The organism is Roseateles sp. P5_D6, assembly GCF_054049415.1.
This window is the reverse complement of the sequence record NZ_JBFUMK010000015.1, coordinates 79,189-100,766: the sequence shown is the minus strand read 5'-3', so window position 1 is coordinate 100,766 and position 21,578 is coordinate 79,189. Positions and strand designations below refer to the sequence as shown.

Below are 21,578 nucleotides of genomic sequence, written 5' to 3'. Positions count from 1 at the left end.
GTCAGCGCGCGTCCGAAGCCGCGCGCATGCCGTGTTGCCGTTTGATCGCCTCGGTGGCGGGGCTGGCCATGAAGTCCAGCAGGGCCTGTGCCGCTTCGGGCTGGGTCGCATGGGCCGTGATGGCGCCGCTGAAGCGGCTGACGATGTCGACCCCCGGCGGCATGCCGCCGAGCAGCGTGATGCCGGATACATCCATCAGCTCGCTGAATTGCTGAAAGCCCAGCTCGACCTCGCCGCTGGCCACCAGGCTGCCCACCGGCAGGCCGGGGCGGGCCTGCACGAGGCGAGCCTTCAGCGTGTCCATCAAGCCCCAGCGCTCGAACAACTGCATCAAGGCCGTGCCGCTGGGGCCGGTCGAGTAGCCGATGCTGCGGGCCTGCAGCACGGCGGCGCGCAGGGCGGCTTCGGTGCTGATGTCCGGTTGGGCAGCACCGGCGCGCACGGCGATTGCGACGCTGGAGTCGGCGATGGCCCGCACGCTGCCGGGCTTCAGGCGGCCGGCAGCCTCCAGCTTGGCGATGGCATCGCTGGCCAGCACAACCACGTCGAAGGCCTCGCCGTCGTGCACGCGACGCGCGGCGTCCACGCCACCGACCGATTCGAGGTGGACGGCCGGTGCGCCGGTTTGAGCATGCGCTTGTGCGAGTGCCGTCAGCAGATGGCGCGTGGCCATGGACGAGATCAGGGTGAGGGCGGTGCTCATGGGCCGCGATTCTTCGCAGTGAAGCTCTGTCACGCTAGGTCTGGCTGCTGCTATCAGCTATAGCGATCCGGCATGGGCTCTGCCAAGATGCGCACATGACGTTGAACCAGATCGAGTACTTCATCCAGGTCGCGGAGCACGGCAGCTTCAGCAAGGCCGCGCTGGTGTTGAACGTGGCGCAGCCGGCGCTGAGCCGGCAGGTGCGCGCGCTGGAGACGGAGCTGCACGAAACCCTCTTCCTGCGCAATGGTCGCGGCGTGACGCTGACCGAAGCCGGGCGCCGGCTGCTGGAGCATGGTCAGGGCATCCTGCACCTGGTAACGCAGGCACGCGAGGATCTCAGCGAACACCGCAACGAGCCGGTCGGCCAGATCGTCGTGGCCATGCCGCCGACACAGGCGCGCATGCACACGCTGCCGTTGATCAGGGGTTTCACCGCCAGCTGCCCGCGGGCGCGCCTGGTCATCATGGAAGGCTTTTCGACCCACCTCACCGAGTGGCTGGTGTCGGGGCGGGCGGACCTGGCGCTGGTCTACAACCCCGAGCCGCTGCCGTCGCTGGAGATCCTGCCGCTGCGCGAGGAGTCGCTGCTGCTGCTGAGCCCGCCCGAGGCGGCACCGAGCGGGCCACTGACGCTGGAGGAGCTGTCGCGCTTGCCGTTGATCATGCCGCAGCGGGGCCATGTGTTCCGCAAGCGCATGGAGGAGGCCGCAGCGATGGCCGGCGTGCAGTTGCGCGTGGACTGGGAGGTGTCCAGCGTGCCGGCCATCCTCGACCTGGTGGCTGCCGGCCTGGGCCACGCGGCACTGGGCGAAGACGTGCTGCGCGCCTTTGAACACCCGGAGCGCCTGGCCGTCACCCGCTTCAAGGCCAGCGATGTGAAGACGACACTGTGTCTGGTCACGCCGGCGCTGAAGCGCTCGACGCCGCTGACGCAGCGGACGGCGGCGCTGCTGATGAAGCTGGTGCGTGAGCCCTACCAGGGCAGGCCGACGTAGTTCTCCGCCATCGACGCCATCGCGGCCTCGGAGCTGACGACGTATTCCAGTTCGGCGCGATGCAGCTTGGCATCGATCTCGGGCTCGTTCGGCAGGTTGTGCATCAGGCTGGTGAACCACCAGGAGAAGCGCTCGGCCTTCCAGATGCGCGACAGGCAGCGGGAGGAGTAGTGCTCGATGCCAGCTTCGCTCTTCTCGCGGTAGTGCTCGATCAGCGCCTGGGACAGATAGCGCACGTCGGATGCCGCCAGGTTCAGCCCCTTGGCACCGGTGGGCGGCACGATGTGGGCGGCGTCGCCGGCCAGGAAGAGGCGGCCAAAACGCATCGGCTCGGCAACGAAGCTGCGCAGCGGCGCGATGCTCTTTTCCAGTGAAGGGCCGGTGACGAGGGCCGCCGCCGCCGCAGGGTCCATGCGCGCGCGCAGCTCGTTCCAGAAGCGTTCGTCGCTCCAGTCGCCCACCTGCTCGGTCAGCGGCACCTGCAGGTAGTAGCGGCTGCGTGTGCTTGAGCGCATGCTGCACAGCGTGAAGCCGCGCTCGTGGCGGCCGTAGATCAGCTCGTGCGAGACCGGCGGTGTGTCGCTCAGCATGCCCAGCCAGCCAAAGGGGTAGACCTTCTCGTGCGTCTGGATGGCGTCCGCCGGCACGCTGGCGCGGCTGACGCCGTGATAGCCGTCGCAGCCGGCGATGTAGTCGCACAGGATCTCGATGCGCTCACCATTCACCGTGCAGCGCGCACCGGGTGCATCGCCGTCGAAGCCGAACAGCTCCACGTTGGAGGCTGAATACAGCGTCTGTTCGCCCACCGCCGCGCGGGCTTCCATCAGGTCGCGCGTCACCTCGGTCTGGCCATAGACCATGACCGACTTGCCGCCGGTCAGCCGGCTCAGGTCGATGTGATGGCGCTGGCCGTCGAACATCAGCTCGAAGCCGTGGTGCACCAGACCTTCGGCATGCATGCGCGCGCCGACGCCAGCTTCATCCAGCAGATCGACGGTCGTCTGTTCCAGCACGCCGGCGCGGATGCGGCCGAGCACATAGTCGCCCGTCTGGCGTTCGACGATCAGGTTGGCCACGCCGGCCTTGTGCAGCAATTGGCCGAGCAGCAAACCCGACGGCCCCGCGCCGACGATGAGCACCTGGGTGCGCAATGTCTTCATGTCTCGCTCCGTTCTTGTCAGATACCTGTGAGCGTAGGCCGGTGGGGGTGTAGGAACAATGGACGACAGGAACGTGCGCTTGCACAATTCGAACCTATGTCAAGGTCTCAAGCCCGTTCCTCACCACCTCTGTATGAGCTTTATGGCGAGCTGGGGCGGGATGAAGCGCTGGATGGTCTCCACATGGAGTCCATCGCCGATCGCAGCCGATTGCACAATTGGGAAATCCAGCCGCACCGGCATGCGGCGCTGGTGCAGCTGCTGCTGATCGAGTCCGGCACGGCGCGCGTGCAGATCGACGGGCAGCTGCTGGAGCTACGTGCGCCCGCCGTCGTCTGGGTACCGATGCTGGTGGTGCATGGCTTCGCGTTCTCGCCGGAAACTGAGGGGCACGTCATCACGCTGGACCAGGCGCGGATCAGGAGTCTGATCGGCGGCTCGCGCGGCCTCTGGGAAGGCTTGGGAGCCTCGCGCGGCGTGGCATTGGAAGCCGGCTCACCCCACGCGCAGACGCTACTTGCGATTGCCCGCGTGCTGCGTGCCGATTACGCCTGCACGTCGCCCTGGCGCGCCCAGGTGCTTGACGGCGCTGTGCTGATGGCTGCCGCCCTCATAGCCCGGCTGCCTGCGCTTGCTGCGGAAGCGGCGGAAACTGCCGAGCCCGAAGGTCGGGCCATGCAGCATCTGGCGCGCTACCGCGAGCAGGTCGAGCGCCACTACCGCAGCCACCCGACGCTGGACATGCTGGCGGCGCCGCTGGGCATCACGACGACGCAGCTCACCCGCCTGTGCCGCCAGCATCTGAACTGCTCGCCGCTGGACATGCTGCACCAGCGCCTGTTGCTGGAGGCCAAGCGTGAACTGAGCTATACGACGTTGCAGGTACGCCAGATCGCCGATGGCCTGGGCTTTGCAGACCCGGCCTACTTCACGCGCTTCTTCCAGCGGCTGACGGGGCAGTCACCGAGTGGCTGGCGGGCCGACATGGCGTCGCGCTCGATGGTTACCCGAAATCATTGAGCGCTGCCAGAACCCTGCGAATTTGCATACCTTCTCAGATGCGTGGCCGTCTCACCTGAGCCCGTCGCGGCCATCTCCGCCACGGGGCCCTCGAACACCACGCGACCGCCGAATCGGCCAGCTTCCGGCCCCATGTCGATCAGCCAGTCTGCCTGGGCGATCATGTCCAGCTGATGTTCGATCACGACAACGGTGGCGCCGCGTTCGATGAGTTGGTCGAGCAATCGAAACAATCGATCGATGTCCGAAAGATGCAGGCCTGAGGTGGGTTCGTCGAACACATAGATTCGGCCCGACTGGCCCAGCTCCGTGGCCAGCTTCAGGCGTTGCCGTTCCCCGCCCGACAGGCTGGACAAAGGTTGGCCGAGCGACAGGTAGGCGAGCCCGACTTCATCGAGGCGGGCCAGCGCAGGCGCGATCTCCGGTTCGGCAAAGAAGGCGCTTGCTTCAGCCACGCGCATCGCCAGCACTTCGGCGATGTTCTTGCCGCGCAGGCGGTACTGAAGAGCCTCGTCAGTGAACCGGCGCCCTCGGCAGCGCTCACAGATGCTGACGATGGGTTCCATGAATGCGAGGTCTGTCTCCGTAGTGCCAAGGCCTTTGCACGCGGGACAGGCGCCGCCCGAGTTGGCGCTGAACAGCGACGCGCTGGCCGCGTTCGCCTGGGCAAAAAGGCTCCGGATGGGATCGAGGATGCCCGTGTAGGTCGCCGTGTTCGAGCGACGCGAACCTGTGATGGCACCCTGGTCGATGCACACGACCTCGGGGTAGGTGCGGGCGAAGGCGGCGTTGATCAGGCTGCTCTTGCCCGAACCGGCCACGCCTGTCACGACCGTCAGGACGCCCATCGGGATCGAAACGCTCACGTCCTTCAGGTTGTGCTGAGTGGCGTGTGTGATCGGCAGCCAACCCGATGGAGTGCGCGGTGTGGTGTTGATGCGCGCCGGGCGAGCCAGGCTGCGCCCCGTGGGCGTGTCGGCCTGCCGCAGGGCCTGCACATCGCCCTCGAAGACCACGGTGCCGCCTGCGTCCCCAGCGCCCGGGCCAATGTCGATGACGTGGTCCGCCGCCACGATGACGTCGGGGTCGTGTTCCACCACCAGCACCGTGTTGCCCTTGTCGCACAGGTGGCGCAACAGCTTGTTCAGGCGCGCAACGTCGCGCGGGTGCAAGCCCACGCTGGGTTCGTCGAAGATGTAGCTCATGTCGCTGAGGCCGCTGCCCAGGTGGCGAACCATCTTCACGCGTTGGGATTCCCCGCCCGACAGGCTCGTCGTTTCGCGACCGAGGCTCAGGTAGCCCAAACCGATGTCAACCAGATGCTGTACCCGGTAGGCCAGCGCCGGCACCATGCTGGCGGCAAGCGGCGCATCGACCTGGCCGATGACGGCCAGCAACTCACCCACCTCCATCTCGCACCAGTCGGCGATGTTCCTGCCGTCAATGCGGCAACTCAACACCTTCTCGTTGAGGCGCGCCCCGTGGCACCGCGGGCAAGGGCCGGCCGTCACCAACCGATCCCATTCGGCGCGGTCCAGCCCTTTGACCTCGCTGATGTTGCGGGTCAGGAAGTTGCGGCGGATGCGCGGCAGCACCCCCTCGTAGCGGCTGGTCGGTGGCCAGCCTGGCCCGGGGTTCAGGATGGGTACGTCCTGCGCATGGAGCAGCGTCTCCCACTCCTCGTCGGTGTAGTCCTTCAGCGGCTTGTCGTTGTCGAACAGGCCGCTGTGGACATAGCGCTTCCAGCGGTAGCCGCCGACGGCGAACGCGCTGAAGCGGATTGCTCCCTGGTTGAGCGAGCGCTGCCTGTCGAACAGCCGGTCGATGTCGATGGTGTCGACCTTCCCCAGGCCCTCGCATCGCGGGCACATGCCGTCAGGGTGGTTGAACGAGAAGATGTTGGAGTAGCCGACGAAGGGCTGCCCCACCCGCGAGAACAGCAGGCGGATCAGCGCGAGGATGTCGGTGGCCGTGCCGACCGTGGAGCGCGCATTGCCACCCAGGCGGCGTTGATCGATGACGATGGCCGCACAGAGGTTCTCCAGCACGTCGGCATCGGGCTGGGCGTGATGCGGCAGGCGGTGCCTCACGAAGGTGGAAAAAGTGTCGTTCAGCTGCCGCTGCGACTCGGCTGCAATGGTGTCGAAAACGAGTGAAGACTTGCCCGAGCCCGAGACTCCTGTGAACACGGTGATGTGCTTCTTCGGGATGTCGACGCTGACGTTGCGCAGATTGTTCTCTCGGGCACCGACGATGTGGATGAAGTCGGTGGACGGCGATGGATGTTTCAGCACGGAGGAGCTCTTTGCCTGCATGGACAGCGGCGGCAATCAATGTGCCCAGCTGCGGCGAATGCCTAGCAAACGTTCGTCCTGCCTCTGCCAGGGCAGAGCGCTGCCTGACCCTGCGGGGGTGCTCGACTGCTGGAAGCGATTTGGCCCTGACGTGAACATCGTCCAAAGAAACCTCACCTCGCGCGCCAGTCGGATTGACGAGAGGTTTGCAGACCTTCTCTAGCGCCTGGTGCCGGGCGATGACCAGGATTGCGACTCCGCTGTGGCGCGCTCAAAATGATTCAGATGGACCTGGGGCCTTCAATTGTTCATCGTCGGTTGATCAGCCGTCGTGCCGCGATGCTGGGCTTGGGTGCCACCCTCGCTGCCCCGTCCATCGCAGGCCAGCTTCTAGAAGTCGTGTATCCACGTACGCACGAACGGCCCACCGACGGTACGCCGTTCAAATTGCTGACAGCCGCGTTGGAGGCTTCTGGACGTCCCCACACTCTTCGAGTGAGCGAGGCGCCGCTGCCGTCGATGAGGGCTTTTTTGGAACTCAAAGGTGGCGGTGTCAATGTCATGGACACGGGTGCATCGCCAAAGGTGGCTGAGCGTACTCTGATCCTCCCCTTTCCACTGGATCTAGGACTGAGCGGCTACCGCCTCATGCTGGTACGTCGCGATCGACTCGACCGCCTGAGGGCCGTGCGTGAACACGATGACCTTCGGCAATTGGTTTTCGGTCAGGGGCCTGATTGGGTGGACTCCAGCATTCTGCGAGCCGCTGGGCTCAAGGTGCAGGAGGCAGAGTTCTTGCACCTGTTCCGTATGCTGGAGGCGGGTCGATTCGATGCCTTCCCGCTGGGAGCCGATGAGGCTGGCATGTTGCTGGACATGTTCGGCCACCTGGCGCCATCGGTAGTGTTGTTCGAGGATTGGTGTGTTCACTACCGGTTCGCGCGCGTCTTCGCTGTGCGTCGAGACGAACCGGCGCTGGCTGATGCTTTGAACGAAGGCCTGAGCAGACTTTTCGTCACGGGCCGCGCGAGAGAAATCCTGGCTCGGGATGCCCGCATCGGCCCCCTGCTCGACGGCCGCAGACGGCTACCTGCGTCAGTCTTTGAACTCGACAACCCCCTCTGGACGGCGCCCTTCCGGGCGATTCCCGAAGCATTGTTTTTCAAGCCGCACTGACCAACGGCCGCGGCGAAATCCGTTCCTTCCCCGGTAGGCAGCGCAAAACGGCGGGCTGGCGCCCCTCAAAGCCTGTCATGCGGGTCGGCCCGCCGAATCGGCTTGTTGGCCGTGGACCCGGGCCCCCGAAGCCTTTTTCCGGTGGCCCCCCTTGGAGCCTTTCCGAGGCCACAAAGGAAAACGGCCTAGCTGCCGAAGCTGCTAGGCCGTTGATTCTCTTATTGTTTTATGGTCGGGACGGCGGGATTCGAACTCGCGACCCCTTGCACCCCATGCAAGTGCGCTACCAGGCTGCGCTACGCCCCGACTGAGCCAAAAAGTATAACCGAGGAATTGCGCTTTCAGCCCAGAAGGCTGGCTCGGATCGCAAGAAGTTCGGCTCGAACCTGCTCCAGAGAGGTCAGCGGGTCCACGGCGAGCACCGGCAGTGTCAAGGATGCCCCGGAGGCCTTCAGCGGCTGGGCATGTGCATGCGATGCCAACCGGACGGCGGGCAGATGCGCCAGTTCGACCGGCGCGCTGGCGTCGTCGTCACCGTCGAGTTCCCCATCCATGGCTTCGAGCGCCTGTGCGGCCTCGGCTTCATCTCGGAAGTTCTGCGCCGCGGCCGCCGATGGCAGGCCTTCGCTGAGCTGGTTGCGCGCGCCGCTGATGGTGAAGCCCTGGTCGTAGAGCAGGTCGCGGATGCGGCGGATCAGCAGCACCTCGTGGTGCTGGTARTAGCGCCGGTTGCCGCGCCGCTTCATGGGCTTGAGCTGGGTGAACTCCTGCTCCCAATAGCGCAGGACATACGGCTTCACACCGCACAGCTCGCTGACCTCACCAATGGTGAAGTAGCGTTTGGCGGGAATGGAAGGCAGCGCTTTGTCCATTGAAATCAAGGGCTTCGGAGCGAAAGCTGAGGCAAGGCGTCAGACTCTACTCGAAGTCTTCGCCGCTGGGCGTATCGCCTTGCACCAACCCCTTGAGCTTGTGGGAGGCGTGAAAAGTCACGACGTTGCGGGCCTTGATCGGGATGGACTCGCCGGTGCGCGGGTTGCGACCCGGGCGCGGCGCCTTGCGGCGGATGTTGAAGTTGCCGAAGCCCGAGAGCTTGACGTCCTGGCCCTTGACGAGGCTGTCGTGCAGCATGTCGAAGAAGGCCTCGACCATGTCCTTGGACTCGCGCTTGTTCAACCCGAGCTTGTCGAACAGCAGCTCGGCCAGCTCGGCCTTGGTCAGGGTGGGCGTTTCCAGGCTGCCGATGACGACCGCAGCGGATTCGGATTTCTTGGCGTCGTTCGCGTCCATTCGTGTTCCTGTTCCTGGGGTCAGCCGCGCAGGCGGCCGCCGAGCTGGTCGCCGACAGCGGCCACGATGGCGGCCACGGCCGCATCGATGCGCTCATCGGTCAATGTGGCTTCGTCGTCGAGCAGTTCCAGGCGCACGGCCAGGGAGCGCTCGTCGGGTTGCAGATCCGTGCTGGCGCCAGCAGCGGGTTTGAAGACGTCGAAGAGCTTGGCTGAACGCAACAGCGCGCCGCCAGCGGCCGTGATGGTGGCCATCAGTGCATCGTGGGGCGTGCTGTCCTCGACGACCAGGGCCAGGTCGCGCTGCACGGCCTGCTGGCGCGGCAGCGGCTGGCCTTGCGGCAGCGTGCGAGTCAGCGCGGCGTCGAGATTGAGCTCAAAGACGACGGGGGCGCTGCCGCTGATCTCATAGGCCTGGCGCCAACGCGGGTGCAGTTCGCCGACGATGCCGATGGCGACGCCGTTCAGCTTGACGCTTGCGCTGCGGCCGGGGTGCAGGGCAGGGTGCTCGGCGGTTTCGAAGCTCAGTGTCTGCGGCGCGAATAGGGCTTCGAGGTCGCCCTTGACGTCGAAGAAGTCGACGGCGCGGTCACGCTGGCTCCACTGCTGCTGGTCGGCGGGGCCCCAGGCCAAGCCACCCAGGCGCAGCGGCTGATCGATGCCGGCCACGGACAGCGGCCCGTTGGCCACGCCAGCATCCCGCTTGAACACGCGGCCCAGCTCGAACACGCGCACGCGCGTCGCGCGGCGGGACTGGTTGTGGCGCAGCACCTGCACGAGGCTGCCGATCAGGCTGGTGCGCATCACCGACAGCGGCGCGGCAATGGGGTTCAACAGCTTGATGGGGTCGGTGACACCGGCCAGCTCGCGCTCCCAGCGTTCCTCGACGAAGCTGAAGTTGATCGTCTCGAAGTAGTCGCGTGCGGCGACGGCGCGGCGCAGCGCGTGTGTGCTCTGGCGCGATTCCGAGCCCGTGCGGCCCACGATGGGCGCCAGCGGCGCGGTCGATGGCAACGTGGGATAGCCCAGCACGCGGATGACTTCCTCGATGAGGTCTTCCTCGATCAGGATGTCGAAGCGCCAGCTCGGCGGAGTCACCGTGATCACGCCGTCAGCGGCCGTGAATGGCAGGCCCAGACGCGTGAACACGCCTTCGCACTGGGCTTGCGTCAGCGGCATGCCGATGACCTTGGCAGCGCGCGCCACACGCAGCATCACGGGCTTGCGCGTGGGCACGTTGGGCGACTGGTCGTCCATCGGGCCGACCTGGGTGCCAGACGTGCCGCAGATGTCGATGATGAGCTGCGTGACGCGTTCGATGTGCTCGACGGTCTGCGACGCATCGACGCCGCGCTCGAAGCGGTGGCCGGCATCGGTGGAGAAGTTGTAGCGGCGGCCCCGGCCCATGACGGCCTCGGGCCACCAGAAGGCGGCCTCGACGTAGACGTTGCGCGTGTCGTCGGACACGGCGGTGTGGTCGCCGCCCATGATGCCGGCGAGGGACTCGACCTCGCGCGCATCGGCGATGACGCCGACCTTGTCGTCGACGGTGATGGTGTTGCCGTTCAGCAGCTTGAGCTGCTCGCCGGCCTTGCCCCAGCGCACGACCAGCTCACCGCTGATCTTGTCGAGGTCGAAGATGTGCGACGGGCGGCCGTACTCGAACATCACGTAGTTGGAGATGTCGACAAGGGCAGTCACCGAGCGTTGGCCGCAGCGCTCCAGGCGCTGGACCATCCAGGCAGGCGTCTTGGCCTTGGTGTCGATGCCCTTGACGATGCGGCCGGAGAAGCGGCCGCACAAGTCGGGCGCCTCGATACGGATGGGCAGCTTGTCGTCGATGCCGGGCTTCACCGGCGGAAACTCGGCCTTGAGCAGCGGTACGCCGGTCAGCGCAGCCACCTCACGGGCCACACCGAAGACGCTCAGCCCATGGCCCAGGTTGGGCGTGAGCTTCAGCGTGAAGAGGGTGTCGTCGAGATTCAGGTGTTTGCGGATGTCTTCGCCAATGACGGCATCGGCGGGCAGTTCCAGCAGGCCGCCGTGGTCTTCGCTGAGCTTGAGCTCGCGGGCCGAACACAGCATGCCGAAGCTCTCGACGCCGCGCAGCTTGCCGACACCGATCTTGAAGGGCTTGGCTGCGTCATCGGTGGGCAGCTCGGCGCCGACGGTGGCCAGCGGCACCTTGATGCCGACACGGGCGTTGGGTGCACCGCAGACAATCTGCAGTGGCTCCGCGCCACCAGCGTTGACCTTGCAGACACGCAGCTTGTCGGCGTTGGGGTGCTGTTCGGCTTCGAGGATTTCGGCGACGACGATGCCGTGGAAAGGCGGCGCCACGGGGCGCAGCTCTTCAACCTCCATGCCGGACATGGTCAGCAGTTCGGCCAGTTTTTCAGTGGACAGCGGCGGATTGCAGAACTCGCGCAGCCAGGACTCGGGGAATTGCATAACGATTTACTTGAACTGCGAGAGAAAGCGGAGGTCGCCGTCGAAGAAGGCGCGCAGGTCGTTGACGCCATAGCGCAGCATGGCCAGGCGGTCGATGCCGGAACCGAACGCGAAGCCGATGTAGCGCTCGGGGTCCAGGCCCATGTTGCGGATGACCTGCGGGTGCACCTGGCCGGAGCCCGACACCTCCAGCCAGCGGCCCTTCAGCGGGCCGCTCTCGAACATGATGTCGATCTCGGCGCTGGGCTCGGTGAASGGGAAGTAGCTGGGGCGAAAGCGCAGCTGCAGCTGGTCGGTCTCGAAGAAGGCGGTGATGAAGTTCAGGTAGACCGCCTTCAGGTCCTTGAAGCTGATGTTCTCGCCCACCCACAGGCCTTCGACCTGGTGGAACATGGGCGAGTGGGTCGCATCGCTGTCGACGCGGTAAGTGCGGCCCGGCGCGATGACGCGGATTTCGGGCATGGTGTCCTGGCCCGCGTAGCGCTTGGCGTGGGCCTGGGCGTAGCGGATCTGCATCGGGCTGGTGTGCGGACGCAGGTTCAGCCAGGCACCGTTCTCGTCCTTCATGTCGACGTAGAACGTGTCCTGCATGGAGCGGGCCGGGTGGTTCTCGGGGTTGTTCAGCGCCGAGAAGCTGTACCAGTCGGTCTCGATCTCGGGGCCGTCCGCGACGTCGAAGCCCATGGAGGCGAAGATGGCCTCGATGCGCTCCATCGCGCGCGTGATCGGGTGCAGGCCGCCGGTGCCGCGGCTGCGGCCGGGAAGCGTCACGTCGAGGGCCTCGGCCTTGAGTTGCTTCTCGAGCTCTGCGGCGGCGAGCGCGTCGCGGCGTGCAGTCAGGGCGGTTTCGATGCCGACCTTGAGCTGGTTGATCTCGGCGCCGCGAGTCTTCTTTTCCTCGATGCTGAGGGCGCCCAAGCCCTTCATCAGTTCGGTCACACGGCCGGACTTGCCGAGGAAGCGCGCCTTGGCGTTTTCGAGTTCAGCGGGCGTTGGCGCGGCGGCAAAGTCGCTGCGTGCCGCTTCAAGAAGAGCGTCGAGATCAGACATTCGGAATTCGGAATGAAAAAGGGCCGACCCTGGTGGGCCGGCCCTGAAAGTTTGCGTGCCCCGACGCGAGCCAGGGCGAATCGCAATCAGGCGAGCGCGGCCTTCACCTTGGCGAAGATGCTGGCAAAACCAGCCGGGTCGTTCACGGCCAGATCGGCGAGGACCTTGCGGTCGATCTCGATCTGGGCCTTCTTCAGACCCGCCACGAACTTGCTGTAGGACAGACCCAGACCACGCGATGCAGCGTTGATACGGGCAATCCAGAGCTGGCGGAAGACGCGCTTCTTGGTACGACGGTCACGGTAGGCGTATTGGCCCGCCTTCATCACCGCCTGCTTGGCGATGCGGAAGACGTTCTTACGACGACCCCGGAAGCCCTTGGCCAGAGCCAAGACCTTCTTGTGACGGGCACGAGCGGTTACACCACGTTTGACGCGAGGCATGTGTTTCTCCTTGAGTCAGTGATGAATTACAGGCCAGCAAAGGGCAGCATCTGAGCGATGTGACCCATGTTGGTTTCGTGCACGGTGACGGCGCCGCGGAGCTGACGCTTGTTCTTCGTGGTCTTCTTGGTCAGGATGTGGCGCTTGAACGCCTGACCGCGCTTGACGGTGCCACCCGGACGAACGCGAAAACGCTTTTTCGCGCTGCTCTTGGTCTTCATTTTGGGCATGTTGATGCTCCTTCTAAGTGCGTCCCTGGGGCGGCGCCGGTGAGCCCGGCGCACTTGTTGGCCTCAGGAGACTAATGAACCCGTCGGCGACCAAACCGGCGGGTTGAACTCTTCGGTCTTTAGCGCTTTTTGGGCGCCAGGACCATGATCATCTGCCGACCTTCGAGCTTCGGCATGTTCTCGACGATCGCCACGTCGGCCAGTTCGTCGCGAATCCGCTCCAGCAGGCGCATACCGATGTCCTGGTGGGTGATTTCACGGCCCCGGTAGCGCAGCGTGACCTTGCCCTTGTCGCCGTCTTCGGCAATGAAGCGGCGCAGATTGCGCATCTTGATCTGGTAGTCGCCTTCGTCCGTGCCCGGGCGGAACTTGACTTCCTTGATCTCGATGATCTTCTGCTTGGACTTGGCTTCGGCAGCGCGCTTTTGCTCCTGGTACTTGAACTTGCCGTAGTCCATCAGCCGGCAGACCGGCGGATTGGCGGTGGCAGAGATCTCGACCAGATCCACATCCATGTCGCCCGCCATACGCAGGGCTTCCTGGATGCTGACGACGCCGATGGGTTCGTTCTCGGGGCCGTTCAGACGGACTTCGGGAGCCATGATTTCGCGGTTCAACCGGTGCTTGCGCTCCGGAATCGCACGACGGTCAGCAAACGTAGCGATGGTGTAGACCTTTCAACGGGCCCCCAGGCGAGAGGCCCAAACAAAACAAATCGCGCCCGAAAGGCTTCAGACCTTGTTGGTGATGTCTGCGGAGATCCGAGAGAGGAAGTCCTGCAGGGGCATCACGCCGAGGTCCTGGTTGCCACGGGCGCGTACCGCAACGCTGCCATTCGCCTTTTCCTTGTCGCCTACGACGAGGATGTACGGCAGCTTTTGCATGGAATGCTGGCGGATTTTATAGGTGATCTTCTCGTTGCGCAAATCTGCCGAGGCCCTAAGCCCTTGTTTTTGCAGCGATTTCACAATTTCAGACACGTAATCGGCCTGCGCGTCGGTGATATTGGCCACCACGACCTGCGTCGGAGCCAGCCAGACGGGCAGCGCGCCGGCATGCTGCTCGATCAGGATGCCGATGAAACGCTCCAGGCTGCCGACGATTGCGCGGTGCAGCATGACGGGTGTCTTGTGCTGGCCGTCCTCGTCGACGAACTCGGCGCCCAGGCGCCCCGGCATCGAGAAATCGACCTGCATCGTGCCGCACTGCCATTGGCGGCCGAGGGCGTCCTTGAGCGTGTACTCGATCTTGGGGCCGTAGAAGGCGCCGTCTCCGGGGGAGATGATGAAGTCCACGCCCGAGGCACGCAGCGATTCCATCAGCGCGTGCTCGGCCTTGTCCCAGACCTCGTCGGAGCCGATGCGGGCGTCAGGGCGCGTCGCGACTTTGTAGATGATGTCCGTGAAGCCGAAGTCCGTGTAGACCTTCTGCAGCAGGGCCGTGTAGGCCACGCACTCGGCCAGGATCTGGTCTTCCGTGCAGAAGATGTGGCCATCGTCCTGCGTGAAGCCGCGCACGCGCATGATGCCGTGCAGGCCGCCGGTGGGCTCGTTGCGATGGCACTGGCCGAACTCGCCGAAGCGCAGCGGCAGGTCGCGGTAGCTTTTGACGCCGTGCTTGAAGATCAGGATGTGGCCCGGGCAGTTCATCGGCTTGAGCGCGTAATCGCGCTTCTCCGACTCCGTCGTGAACATGTTGTCGCGGTACTTGTCCCAGTGGCCCGTGGCCTCCCACAGCGTCTTGTCGAKSAKCTGSGGGCCCTTGACCTCCTGGTAGCCGTTGTCGCGGTAGACGCGGCGCATGTACTGCTCCACCTCCTGCCAGACCGTCCAGCCCTTGGGATGCCAGAAGACGACGCCCGGGGCGTGCTCGTCGATGTGAAAGAGGTCCAGCTCGCGGCCCAGGCGCCGGTGGTCGCGCTTCTCGGCTTCCTCCAGCATCACCAGGTACTTCTGCAGATCGTCCTTGGTCGCCCAGGCCGTGCCGTAGATGCGTTGCAGCATCTCGTTGCGATGATCGCCACGCCAGTAGGCGCCGGCCACCTTCATCAGCTTGAAGTGCTTGAGCTTGCCCGTGCTGGGCACGTGGGGACCGCGGCACAGATCTTCAAACGCGCCCTCGGCGTACAGCGATACGTCCTGGTCAGCCGGGATGCTTTCGATGATCTCGGCCTTGTAGGCCTCACCCATGGCCTTGAAGTGCGCCACCGCCTCGTCGCGCGGCAGCACGCGGCGCGAGACCTTCTCGTCCTTCCTGGCCAGCTCGGTCATCTTGGTCTCGATGGCGGCCAGATCGTCGGGCGTGAACGGGCGCTTGTAGGCAAAGTCGTAATAGAAGCCGTTCTCGATGACCGGGCCGATGGTGACCTGAGCGTCGGGGTAGAGCGACTTGACCGCGTAGGCCAGCAGGTGGGCCGTCGAGTGGCGGATCAGCTCCAGGCCGTCGGCGTCCTTCTCGGTGACGATGGCGAGCTGCACGTCGTGGTCGATGACGTGGCTGAGGTCGACGACCTTGCCGTCGACCTTGCCGCCGAGGGCGGCCTTGGCCAGGCCGGCACCGATGCTGGCGGCGACGTCGCCGACCGACAGCGCGGCGGGGTATTCACGGCGCGAGCCGTCGGGGAGTTGAATCGAAATCATGGGTGCTCCGAAGAGGCGACAAACAAAAAAGCGCGGCCACTTGCCGCGCTTTGTTTGTGCCCGAAGGCGAGAAGACGTGACGAGCCGCGGCCGACTAACTACCGGTAAACGGGAACGTAGTTCGCGGTGTCATAACCAGGGTGCCTTTCTCGCTCTTGTGAGGGGAGGAAGGCGAGATTCTAAAGCGGTAGGGCGGAAATGGAGTCGCGCTGGGCCAACGCAGCGAATTCATCGGCCAGGCGCTGGCTTTCCGTCACGGCGACGCGCCAGCGGCGGCGGCGCTCGGCGGCGTCCAGCGCCATGAAGTCATTGCGGTCGGGCAGCTTGGCGCCGGGCAGCCTGGCGATGAAATCGGGCGACGGGCACAGCAGCACGACGTTGTCGAGGAAGTCCGTCGAGCGGTGGCGGTGTTTCAACGCCTTGTCCAGCCAGCCGGGCACCACCTGGCGCTGGAAATGCGGGTAAAGCACCAGCGGCGCGGTGGACGACTGCAGTGCGCGGTAGTCCAGGTGCAGGTGGTAGTCGGTGATGCCGCCGTCCCAGTAGGCGCCGCGCGGGGCGCCGGGCAGGTCGTGCTGGGCCTGCAGCCAGAAGGGGATGGAGCAGCTTGCCAGCAGCGCGCCGCGCAGGTTGGCGCGCGACAGATGCACCTCGCGGCTCGTGAAGTCGTTGAGCTTCAGCGGCAGGCGGTCGCGCGGGTCGGAGAAGACGACGCGCTCCAGGAAGCGGCCCAGCAGCGGGCGTGACATGGCGTTCGCCGCGAACGCGCCGAGGTAGCCCAGAGGCGTGCGCAGCTTGCCTTCTCGCGCCAGCAAGCCAGCGCGGCCTCGCGACGTGACCACGTGCAGGCGCAGCCGCGGGTGGGCCAGCACTTCGGCCTCGCGGCCCTCGAAGATATCGCCCAGGATCTCGCCGAAGCGCTTGCTGACACCCTCGGGCCGCGGGCGCTTCTCGCCGGGCAACACGTCGTACTCCTGTGTCACATAGGCCTCGGCCATGGTGTTGAACGCATCCGGCACGTCGCGGTGCGCCAGCGCAGCCGTGGCCATGCGCCAGGCACCGATGCTGGCGCCGACGAGATGCACCGGATGCTGGCTTTGCGGCAGCCATTCACCGAAGACGAAACGGTCCAACCCGTTGAGGATCAGCCCCTTGGGACCGCCGGCGGCAGCGGGAATCAAGCCAATATCCTCGGCGCGCAGCCCGCGCTCGGCCAGCCGCGCTTTCGCGGCCGGGCCGGCAAAGACCTGCAGGGCGCCCGAGCTCATGCGCTGAAGATAGCCCGGATCAGAACTTGTGTTCCCAGTTCACTGCCCACCATGGCACCGGATCGCGACGGTTCAGGTTGTAGTCGGGCGTGCCGATGATGACGACCCGCGTGCCCTGCTGGGGCTGGAACAGGCCGTTGACGCTGACGCGCACGCTGTCCTGCTTGCTGACCTGCATCGCCGCGAAGGCGTCCAGCGAGCGCGAGGCCAGCGAAGTCTGGCTCTGCAGCACGCTCTGGCGTACGTCGAACTCCGGTGCGATCTGTGCGCTGAATCCCATGTTGATGGGCAGAGTCTTGAACCGATAGTCCGCACCGAAGTTGAATTGCCATGGCTGCTGGCCTTCCAGACGGTTGTCGGGGCCGGGGATGTCGGCGACCGTGGACCGGTACAGGTTCAGCGACGCACGCAGATTGAGGTTGGTGCTGGGCTCGAAGAGGCTGGGGAAGAGTTCGCCGGCACGGCCCTTGACCTCCAGCTCCAAGCCCTGGGTCGTGGCCTTGCTGAGATTGATCTGGGTGATGACGTAGCGCTGCGTGTCGGCATAGTCGACGGTCATCAACCGCGGGCGGTCGGTGCGGATCAGGTTGGTGATGCGGCGATGGAAAACGCCAACGGAGATCAGCCCCCCGGCCGGAAGGTACTTCTCGTAGGCCACGTCCAGCCCCGTGGCCAGTTCAGGCTTGAGCTGCGGGTTGCCGATGCGGTCGGGACCAAGCTCGGTGTTGATGTGGGCATTGGGACCGCGCACCTCGTAATCGGTGTTGACGGTCGGCCGGGCGATGAGCTGCTGGACGTCGGCAGCCTTGTAGCTGCGCGTGAGGCTGGCGCGCACCAGGTCGCGGCCCTTGGGGTCGGGCTTGAAGTTCAGGTGCAGCAATGGCGTGGTGACCTTGCTGGTGCTGGCGAACTGGCTGCTTGCGCCTTCGCTGGCCATCTTGATCTGCTCGTGGCGAACGCCGGCATAGGCCGACCATTGCGGGTTGATCTCCCACTCGTCCTGCACATACAGGGCCGAGCGCGTGATCGTCGCGTCGAAGGGCTGGCCTTCGACGCCGGTCAGCAGGTCCTCCCATTTGGGGTTGGCCTTGCGGTAGTCGAACTGCTGGGTGCGACGGCTTTCGTCACGCGTGCGACGTTCCAGTTCGGCGCCGGTGGTCACGGTGTGGGCATCGCCAGCGTACTGGCTGTATTTGCCCGACAGCGTCGTGTTGCGATTGCGGTTTTCGCCGGTAGTGAGGCGGTCGATCGCCGGCGTGCCGTCCTTGTTGCGGCCGAAGAAGCCGGAGTTGAAGTCCGCGCCGCCACTGCCCGCACCGGCGCGCAACTCGATGCGGCGATCCTCGCCGAAGCGGTTGTTGTATTGCAGATTGACCCGCTGGGCCGAGAAGGTGCCACGGTTGCGGGTGGTGTCGAGCAGGCTGGGCGGCAGCACGCTCTTGCTCGGCGTGGCCGGGTCTGCGAACAGCACCTCGGTGGTGTTGGCGCCTTCGCTGCGGAAGCGGTTCTGGATGAAGAAGCCCTGCACGCTCAGCGTCTCGTCGTCGCCGAGCTTCCAGTTCAGGCGCGGCGCCATGTTGAAGCCCTGGCCGAACGAGCGGTCGCGCCCGCTGTTGCGCAGGCCGGTGAGGCCGCGGTCACGCACGCGGTCGCCCTCGTTCTCGTTGACGAAATTCCACTGTTGGACATTGATCGGCAGCACGAAACCCAGGCCGCCGATGACGCGGTCGCCATAGGTGAAGCCGGCGTTGATGACGGGCTTTTCCGACGCATAGGCCATTCCCAGCCGCAGGTCCTTCTGCACGACGCGCGGGGCGTCCTTCAGGATGATGTTGAGCGTGCCGGCAATGGCCTGGGCGCTCTGGTCGGCCGTCGGGGCCTTGCTGACCTCCAGCCGCTCGACCTGGGCGGGGTTCAGGTTGTCCAGGCTGAAGCCCGGGGGCGCCGGCTCGCCGTTGACGAGGATCTGCGTGTAGGCGCCGCCCAGGCCGCGCATGCGCAGCTGGCCGCCGGAGACGTTGATGCCCGGCAGGCGCTTGAGCACATCGCTGAGCTGGGTGTCGCCGTATTTGTCCAGCTCGTCGCGGCCATAGAGCTGCTTGGCCACGGGCTCGCGGCGGCGCAGGTCGGTGTCGGTCTGCTGGCGCGTCACCGAGACGCGCTCGAGCTGGTTGTTGCTGGGCGTGGGTGAGTTGTTCGAGGCGCGGTCGACCTCCTGCTGGGCCAGGACCAGGGCTGGGCTGAGCAGAAGCAGCAAGGCGAGGGCGGGGGTTTTCAAGACGGACTCCGAGAGATGCGATTCAGCGCGCGGCGCGCACCATAGCGGCAGCGCTGTCATGGCGCGGCGGTGCTGCGACCAGTTGCGGGTTCAGGGGCACCAATCGACGCCCCGCGGTGCGGGCCGCGATCATGGCAGCTCGCTGTGGCAATGACGAAGGTCAGCGCTTGAGCTTGGCAAAGGCCGCGGCCATCGCACCGCCGGCAGGGGCCTGGGAGTCCTGAGACTGGCGCGGGCCACGTTCGTTGCGCGCCGCGGGGCGGAAGTTGTTGTCCGGCTTCGGGCCTCGCGGTGCCTGGGCGTCCAGCTTCATCGTCAGGGAAATGCGTTGGCGCGCCAGGTCCACTTCCAGCACCTTGACCTTGACGATGTCGCCGGTCTTGACCACCTCGCGCGCGTCGCTGACGAACTTGTTGGACAGCTGGCTGACATGGATCAGGCCGTCCTGGTGCACGCCCAGGTCGACGAAGGCGCCGAACTGCGCGACGTTGCTGACCGTACCTTCGAGCAGCATGCCGGGCTGCAGATCCTTAACGTCTTCGACGCCGTCATTGAAGCGCGCCACCTTGAAGTCTGGGCGCGGGTCGCGGCCGGGCTTTTCCAGCTCGGCCAGCACGTCCTTGACGGTGATGAGGCCGAACTTCTCGTCGGCCAGCAGTTCGGGCTTGAGCGTACGCAGCACCTCGCTGCGGCCGACGACGTCAGCGGCCGGGCGCTTCAGGATGCTGAGCGCCTTCTCGACCAGCGGATAGGTCTCGGGGTGGACGCCGCTGAAGTCCAATGGGTTGTCGCCGCCACGGATGCGCAAAAAGCCTGCCGCCTGCTCGAAGGTCTTGGGGCCGAGGCCGCTGACGTCCAGCAATTGCTGGCGGCTTTTGAAGGCGCCATTCGCGTCGCGCCAGCGCACGATGCTGCTGGCGACCGACGCCGACAGGCCCGACACGCGGGCCAGCAGGGCCTGCGAGGCGGTGTTCAGGTCCACACCGACCTTGTTCACGCAGTCCTCGACGACGGCATCCAGCGTGCGCGCCATCTCGCTCTGGTTCACGTCGTGCTGGTACTGACCGACGCCGATGCTCTTGGGGTCGATCTTGACCAGTTCGGCCAGCGGGTCCTGCAGGCGGCGCGCGATGGATACGGCGCCGCGCAGGCTCACATCCAGGTCGGGCAGCTCCTTGGAAGCGAACTCCGACGCCGAGTAGACCGAAGCGCCCGCCTCGCTGACGACGACGCGCTCGATCTGCACCGACGCATCCAGCGCCTGCAGCTTCTTGATCAGCTCGCCGGCCAGCTTGTCGGTCTCGCGGCTGGCCGTGCCATTGCCGATCGCGATGAGGTTGACGCCGTGCGTGGCGCACAGCTTGGCCAGCGTGTGCAGGCTGCCGTCCCAATCGCGGCGTGGTTCGTGCGGGTAGACGGTGGACGTGTCCAAAACACGGCCGGTGTCGGAAACGACGGCGACCTTCACGCCGGTGCGGATGCCCGGGTCCAGTCCCATGACGACGCGCTTGCCGGCGGGTGCGGCCAGCAGCAGGTCGCGCAGGTTCTCGGCGAAGACCTTGATGGCGGTCGCTTCCGCCGCCTCGCGCAGCCGGGCGAACAGGTCGCGCTCCAGGCTCAGCGACAGCTTGACCTTCCAGGTCCAGCCCACGGTCTTGCGGATCAGCGCGTCACCGGGGCGGTTGGCATGGCGCCAGCCGAGGTGGCTCGCGATGCGGCCTTCAGCGAGGGTGGGCTGGCCGGCGATGACTTCTTCGTCCAGCACCAGCTTGGCATCCAACAGCTCCAGCGTGCGGCCGCGAAAGACGGCGAGCGCGCGGTGCGACGGCACCGTCTTGATGGTTTCGGCGTAGTCGAAGTAGTCGCGGAACTTGGCGTTGTCCGGCGTGTCCGGGCTCTTGCCGTCCATCAGCTTGGACTGGAAGAGACCGACGTCCCACAGCCACTCGCGTAACTTGCCCACCAGCACGGCATCCTCGGCCCAGCGCTCGGCAAGCAGGTCGCGCACGCCATCGAGCACCGCGTGGGCATCGGCAAAACCGGCCTCGGCGTTGATGAAGCTCGCGGCTTCATCGAGCGGCGTCAGTGATGGGTCTGCGAAGAGCTTGTCCGCCAGCGGCTCCAGGCCGGCCTCGCGGGCGATCAGGCCCTTGGTGCGACGCTTGACCTTGTAAGGCAGGTAGAGGTCTTCCAGCTCCTGCTTGGTCGGTGCCGTGCGGATGGCGGCTTCGAGCTCCGGCGTCAGCTTGCCCTGCTCGGCGATGGACTTGAGCACGGCCTCGCGGCGCTCGGCCAGCTCGCGCAAGTAGGCCAGGCGCGCGTCCAGCTCACGCAACTGGATGTCGTCGAGACCGTCGGTGGCCTCCTTGCGGTAGCGGGCGATAAAGGGCACGGTGGCCCCACCATCCAGCAGCTCGACGGCAGCCTGCACCTGGGCGGGCCTCACCTTCAGCTCGGCGGCAATCTGGGAAACGATCAGCTTGTTGTCCAAAACGGGCTCTGGAAATCGGGCGAAAAGCCTGCGATTTTCCCACACGAGTTTCCTGCAACGGGATACCTGAAACCCGTCGCGCGACTTC

17 protein-coding genes and 1 tRNA gene are annotated in these 21,578 nt (G+C 65.7%); 3 read left to right on the top strand and 15 right to left on the bottom strand.

Annotation, left to right across the window (positions count from 1 at the left end):
• Nucleotide 1 precedes the first annotated feature (1 nt).
• Nucleotides 2-703, bottom strand: coding sequence for a substrate-binding domain-containing protein (locus ACXJKM_RS20215; RefSeq protein WP_457354706.1), 702 nt, complete (start codon nt 701-703; stop codon nt 2-4).
• Nucleotides 704-798: 95 nt separating this feature from the next.
• Between ACXJKM_RS20215 and ACXJKM_RS20210 the strand changes: the two genes are divergently transcribed.
• A complete protein-coding gene (locus ACXJKM_RS20210) occupies nt 799-1,701 on the top strand; it encodes a LysR family transcriptional regulator (RefSeq protein ID WP_056197427.1) in 903 nt (300 codons plus the stop codon).
• Here the strand turns inward: ACXJKM_RS20210 and pobA are convergent.
• Entirely contained in the window at nt 1,680-2,852 is a 1,173-nt protein-coding gene (gene pobA, locus ACXJKM_RS20205) for a 4-hydroxybenzoate 3-monooxygenase (protein WP_457354766.1), read from the bottom strand. The two genes, ACXJKM_RS20210 and pobA, sit on opposite strands and share 22 nt — an antisense overlap.
• 192 nt (nt 2,853-3,044) lie before the next feature.
• Between pobA and ACXJKM_RS20200 the strand changes: the two genes are divergently transcribed.
• Nucleotides 3,045-3,881: a helix-turn-helix domain-containing protein gene (locus ACXJKM_RS20200; RefSeq protein ID WP_457354704.1), complete on the top strand. Its 837-nt coding sequence runs from the start codon at nt 3,045-3,047 to the stop codon at nt 3,879-3,881.
• On the opposite strand, the gene ACXJKM_RS20195 is transcribed toward ACXJKM_RS20200, so the two are convergent.
• The gene (locus ACXJKM_RS20195) at nt 3,875-6,175 is read right to left on the bottom strand and encodes an ATP-binding cassette domain-containing protein (protein WP_457354702.1); all 2,301 of its coding nucleotides are present in this window, start codon (nt 6,173-6,175) and stop codon (nt 3,875-3,877) included. The two genes, ACXJKM_RS20200 and ACXJKM_RS20195, sit on opposite strands and share 7 nt — an antisense overlap.
• Nucleotides 6,176-6,451: 276 nt before the next feature.
• Here ACXJKM_RS20195 and ACXJKM_RS20190 point away from each other — a divergent pair, with 276 nt between their 5' ends.
• Nucleotides 6,452-7,351, top strand: coding sequence for a hypothetical protein (locus ACXJKM_RS20190; protein WP_457354700.1), 900 nt, complete (start codon nt 6,452-6,454; stop codon nt 7,349-7,351).
• Nucleotides 7,352-7,580: 229 nt separating this feature from the next.
• On the opposite strand, the gene ACXJKM_RS20185 is transcribed toward ACXJKM_RS20190, so the two are convergent.
• The 12 genes from ACXJKM_RS20185 to ACXJKM_RS20130 form a co-directional block, all read right to left on the bottom strand.
• Nucleotides 7,581-7,657 (bottom strand) — tRNA-Pro (locus ACXJKM_RS20185).
• A 35-nt stretch (nt 7,658-7,692) separates the two neighbouring features.
• The gene (locus ACXJKM_RS20180) at nt 7,693-8,223 is read right to left on the bottom strand and encodes a MerR family transcriptional regulator (RefSeq protein WP_056197417.1); all 531 of its coding nucleotides are present in this window, start codon (nt 8,221-8,223) and stop codon (nt 7,693-7,695) included.
• A 46-nt stretch (nt 8,224-8,269) separates the two neighbouring features.
• A complete protein-coding gene (locus ACXJKM_RS20175) occupies nt 8,270-8,641 on the bottom strand; it encodes an integration host factor subunit alpha (RefSeq protein ID WP_056197414.1) in 372 nt (123 codons plus the stop codon).
• 20 nt (nt 8,642-8,661) lie between these two features.
• Nucleotides 8,662-11,091, bottom strand: a complete 2,430-nt coding sequence (gene pheT, locus ACXJKM_RS20170) for a phenylalanine--tRNA ligase subunit beta (protein WP_457354698.1) — start codon at nt 11,089-11,091, stop codon at nt 8,662-8,664.
• Nucleotides 11,092-11,097: 6 nt separating this feature from the next.
• Nucleotides 11,098-12,141, bottom strand: a complete 1,044-nt coding sequence (gene pheS, locus ACXJKM_RS20165) for a phenylalanine--tRNA ligase subunit alpha (RefSeq protein WP_457354696.1) — start codon at nt 12,139-12,141, stop codon at nt 11,098-11,100.
• A gap of 86 nt (nt 12,142-12,227) precedes the next feature.
• Nucleotides 12,228-12,584 carry a 50S ribosomal protein L20 gene (gene rplT, locus ACXJKM_RS20160; protein WP_025564000.1) on the bottom strand — a complete coding sequence of 119 codons (357 nt, stop codon included), beginning with the start codon at nt 12,582-12,584 and terminating at the stop codon, nt 12,228-12,230.
• A gap of 26 nt (nt 12,585-12,610) precedes the next feature.
• Nucleotides 12,611-12,814, bottom strand: a complete 204-nt coding sequence (gene rpmI, locus ACXJKM_RS20155; RefSeq protein ID WP_056197410.1) for a 50S ribosomal protein L35 — start codon at nt 12,812-12,814, stop codon at nt 12,611-12,613.
• Between the two features lie 119 nt (nt 12,815-12,933).
• The gene (gene infC / locus ACXJKM_RS20150) at nt 12,934-13,479 is read right to left on the bottom strand and encodes a translation initiation factor IF-3 (protein WP_082532663.1); all 546 of its coding nucleotides are present in this window, start codon (nt 13,477-13,479) and stop codon (nt 12,934-12,936) included.
• Nucleotides 13,480-13,545: 66 nt separating this feature from the next.
• The gene (gene thrS / locus ACXJKM_RS20145; RefSeq protein ID WP_457354694.1) at nt 13,546-15,453 is read right to left on the bottom strand and encodes a threonine--tRNA ligase; all 1,908 of its coding nucleotides are present in this window, start codon (nt 15,451-15,453) and stop codon (nt 13,546-13,548) included.
• Nucleotides 15,454-15,632: 179 nt separating this feature from the next.
• Complete coding sequence (locus ACXJKM_RS20140; protein WP_457354692.1) at nt 15,633-16,721, bottom strand: patatin-like phospholipase family protein; 1,089 nt, start codon at nt 16,719-16,721, stop codon at nt 15,633-15,635.
• A gap of 19 nt (nt 16,722-16,740) precedes the next feature.
• Nucleotides 16,741-18,999 (bottom strand): TonB-dependent receptor plug domain-containing protein, encoded by a 2,259-nt coding sequence (locus ACXJKM_RS20135; RefSeq protein ID WP_457354690.1) that lies wholly within the window; start codon nt 18,997-18,999, stop codon nt 16,741-16,743.
• 160 nt (nt 19,000-19,159) lie between these two features.
• Nucleotides 19,160-21,490 carry a Tex family protein gene (locus tag ACXJKM_RS20130; protein ID WP_457354688.1) on the bottom strand — a complete coding sequence of 777 codons (2,331 nt, stop codon included), beginning with the start codon at nt 21,488-21,490 and terminating at the stop codon, nt 19,160-19,162.
• Nucleotides 21,491-21,578: the final 88 nt, after the last annotated feature.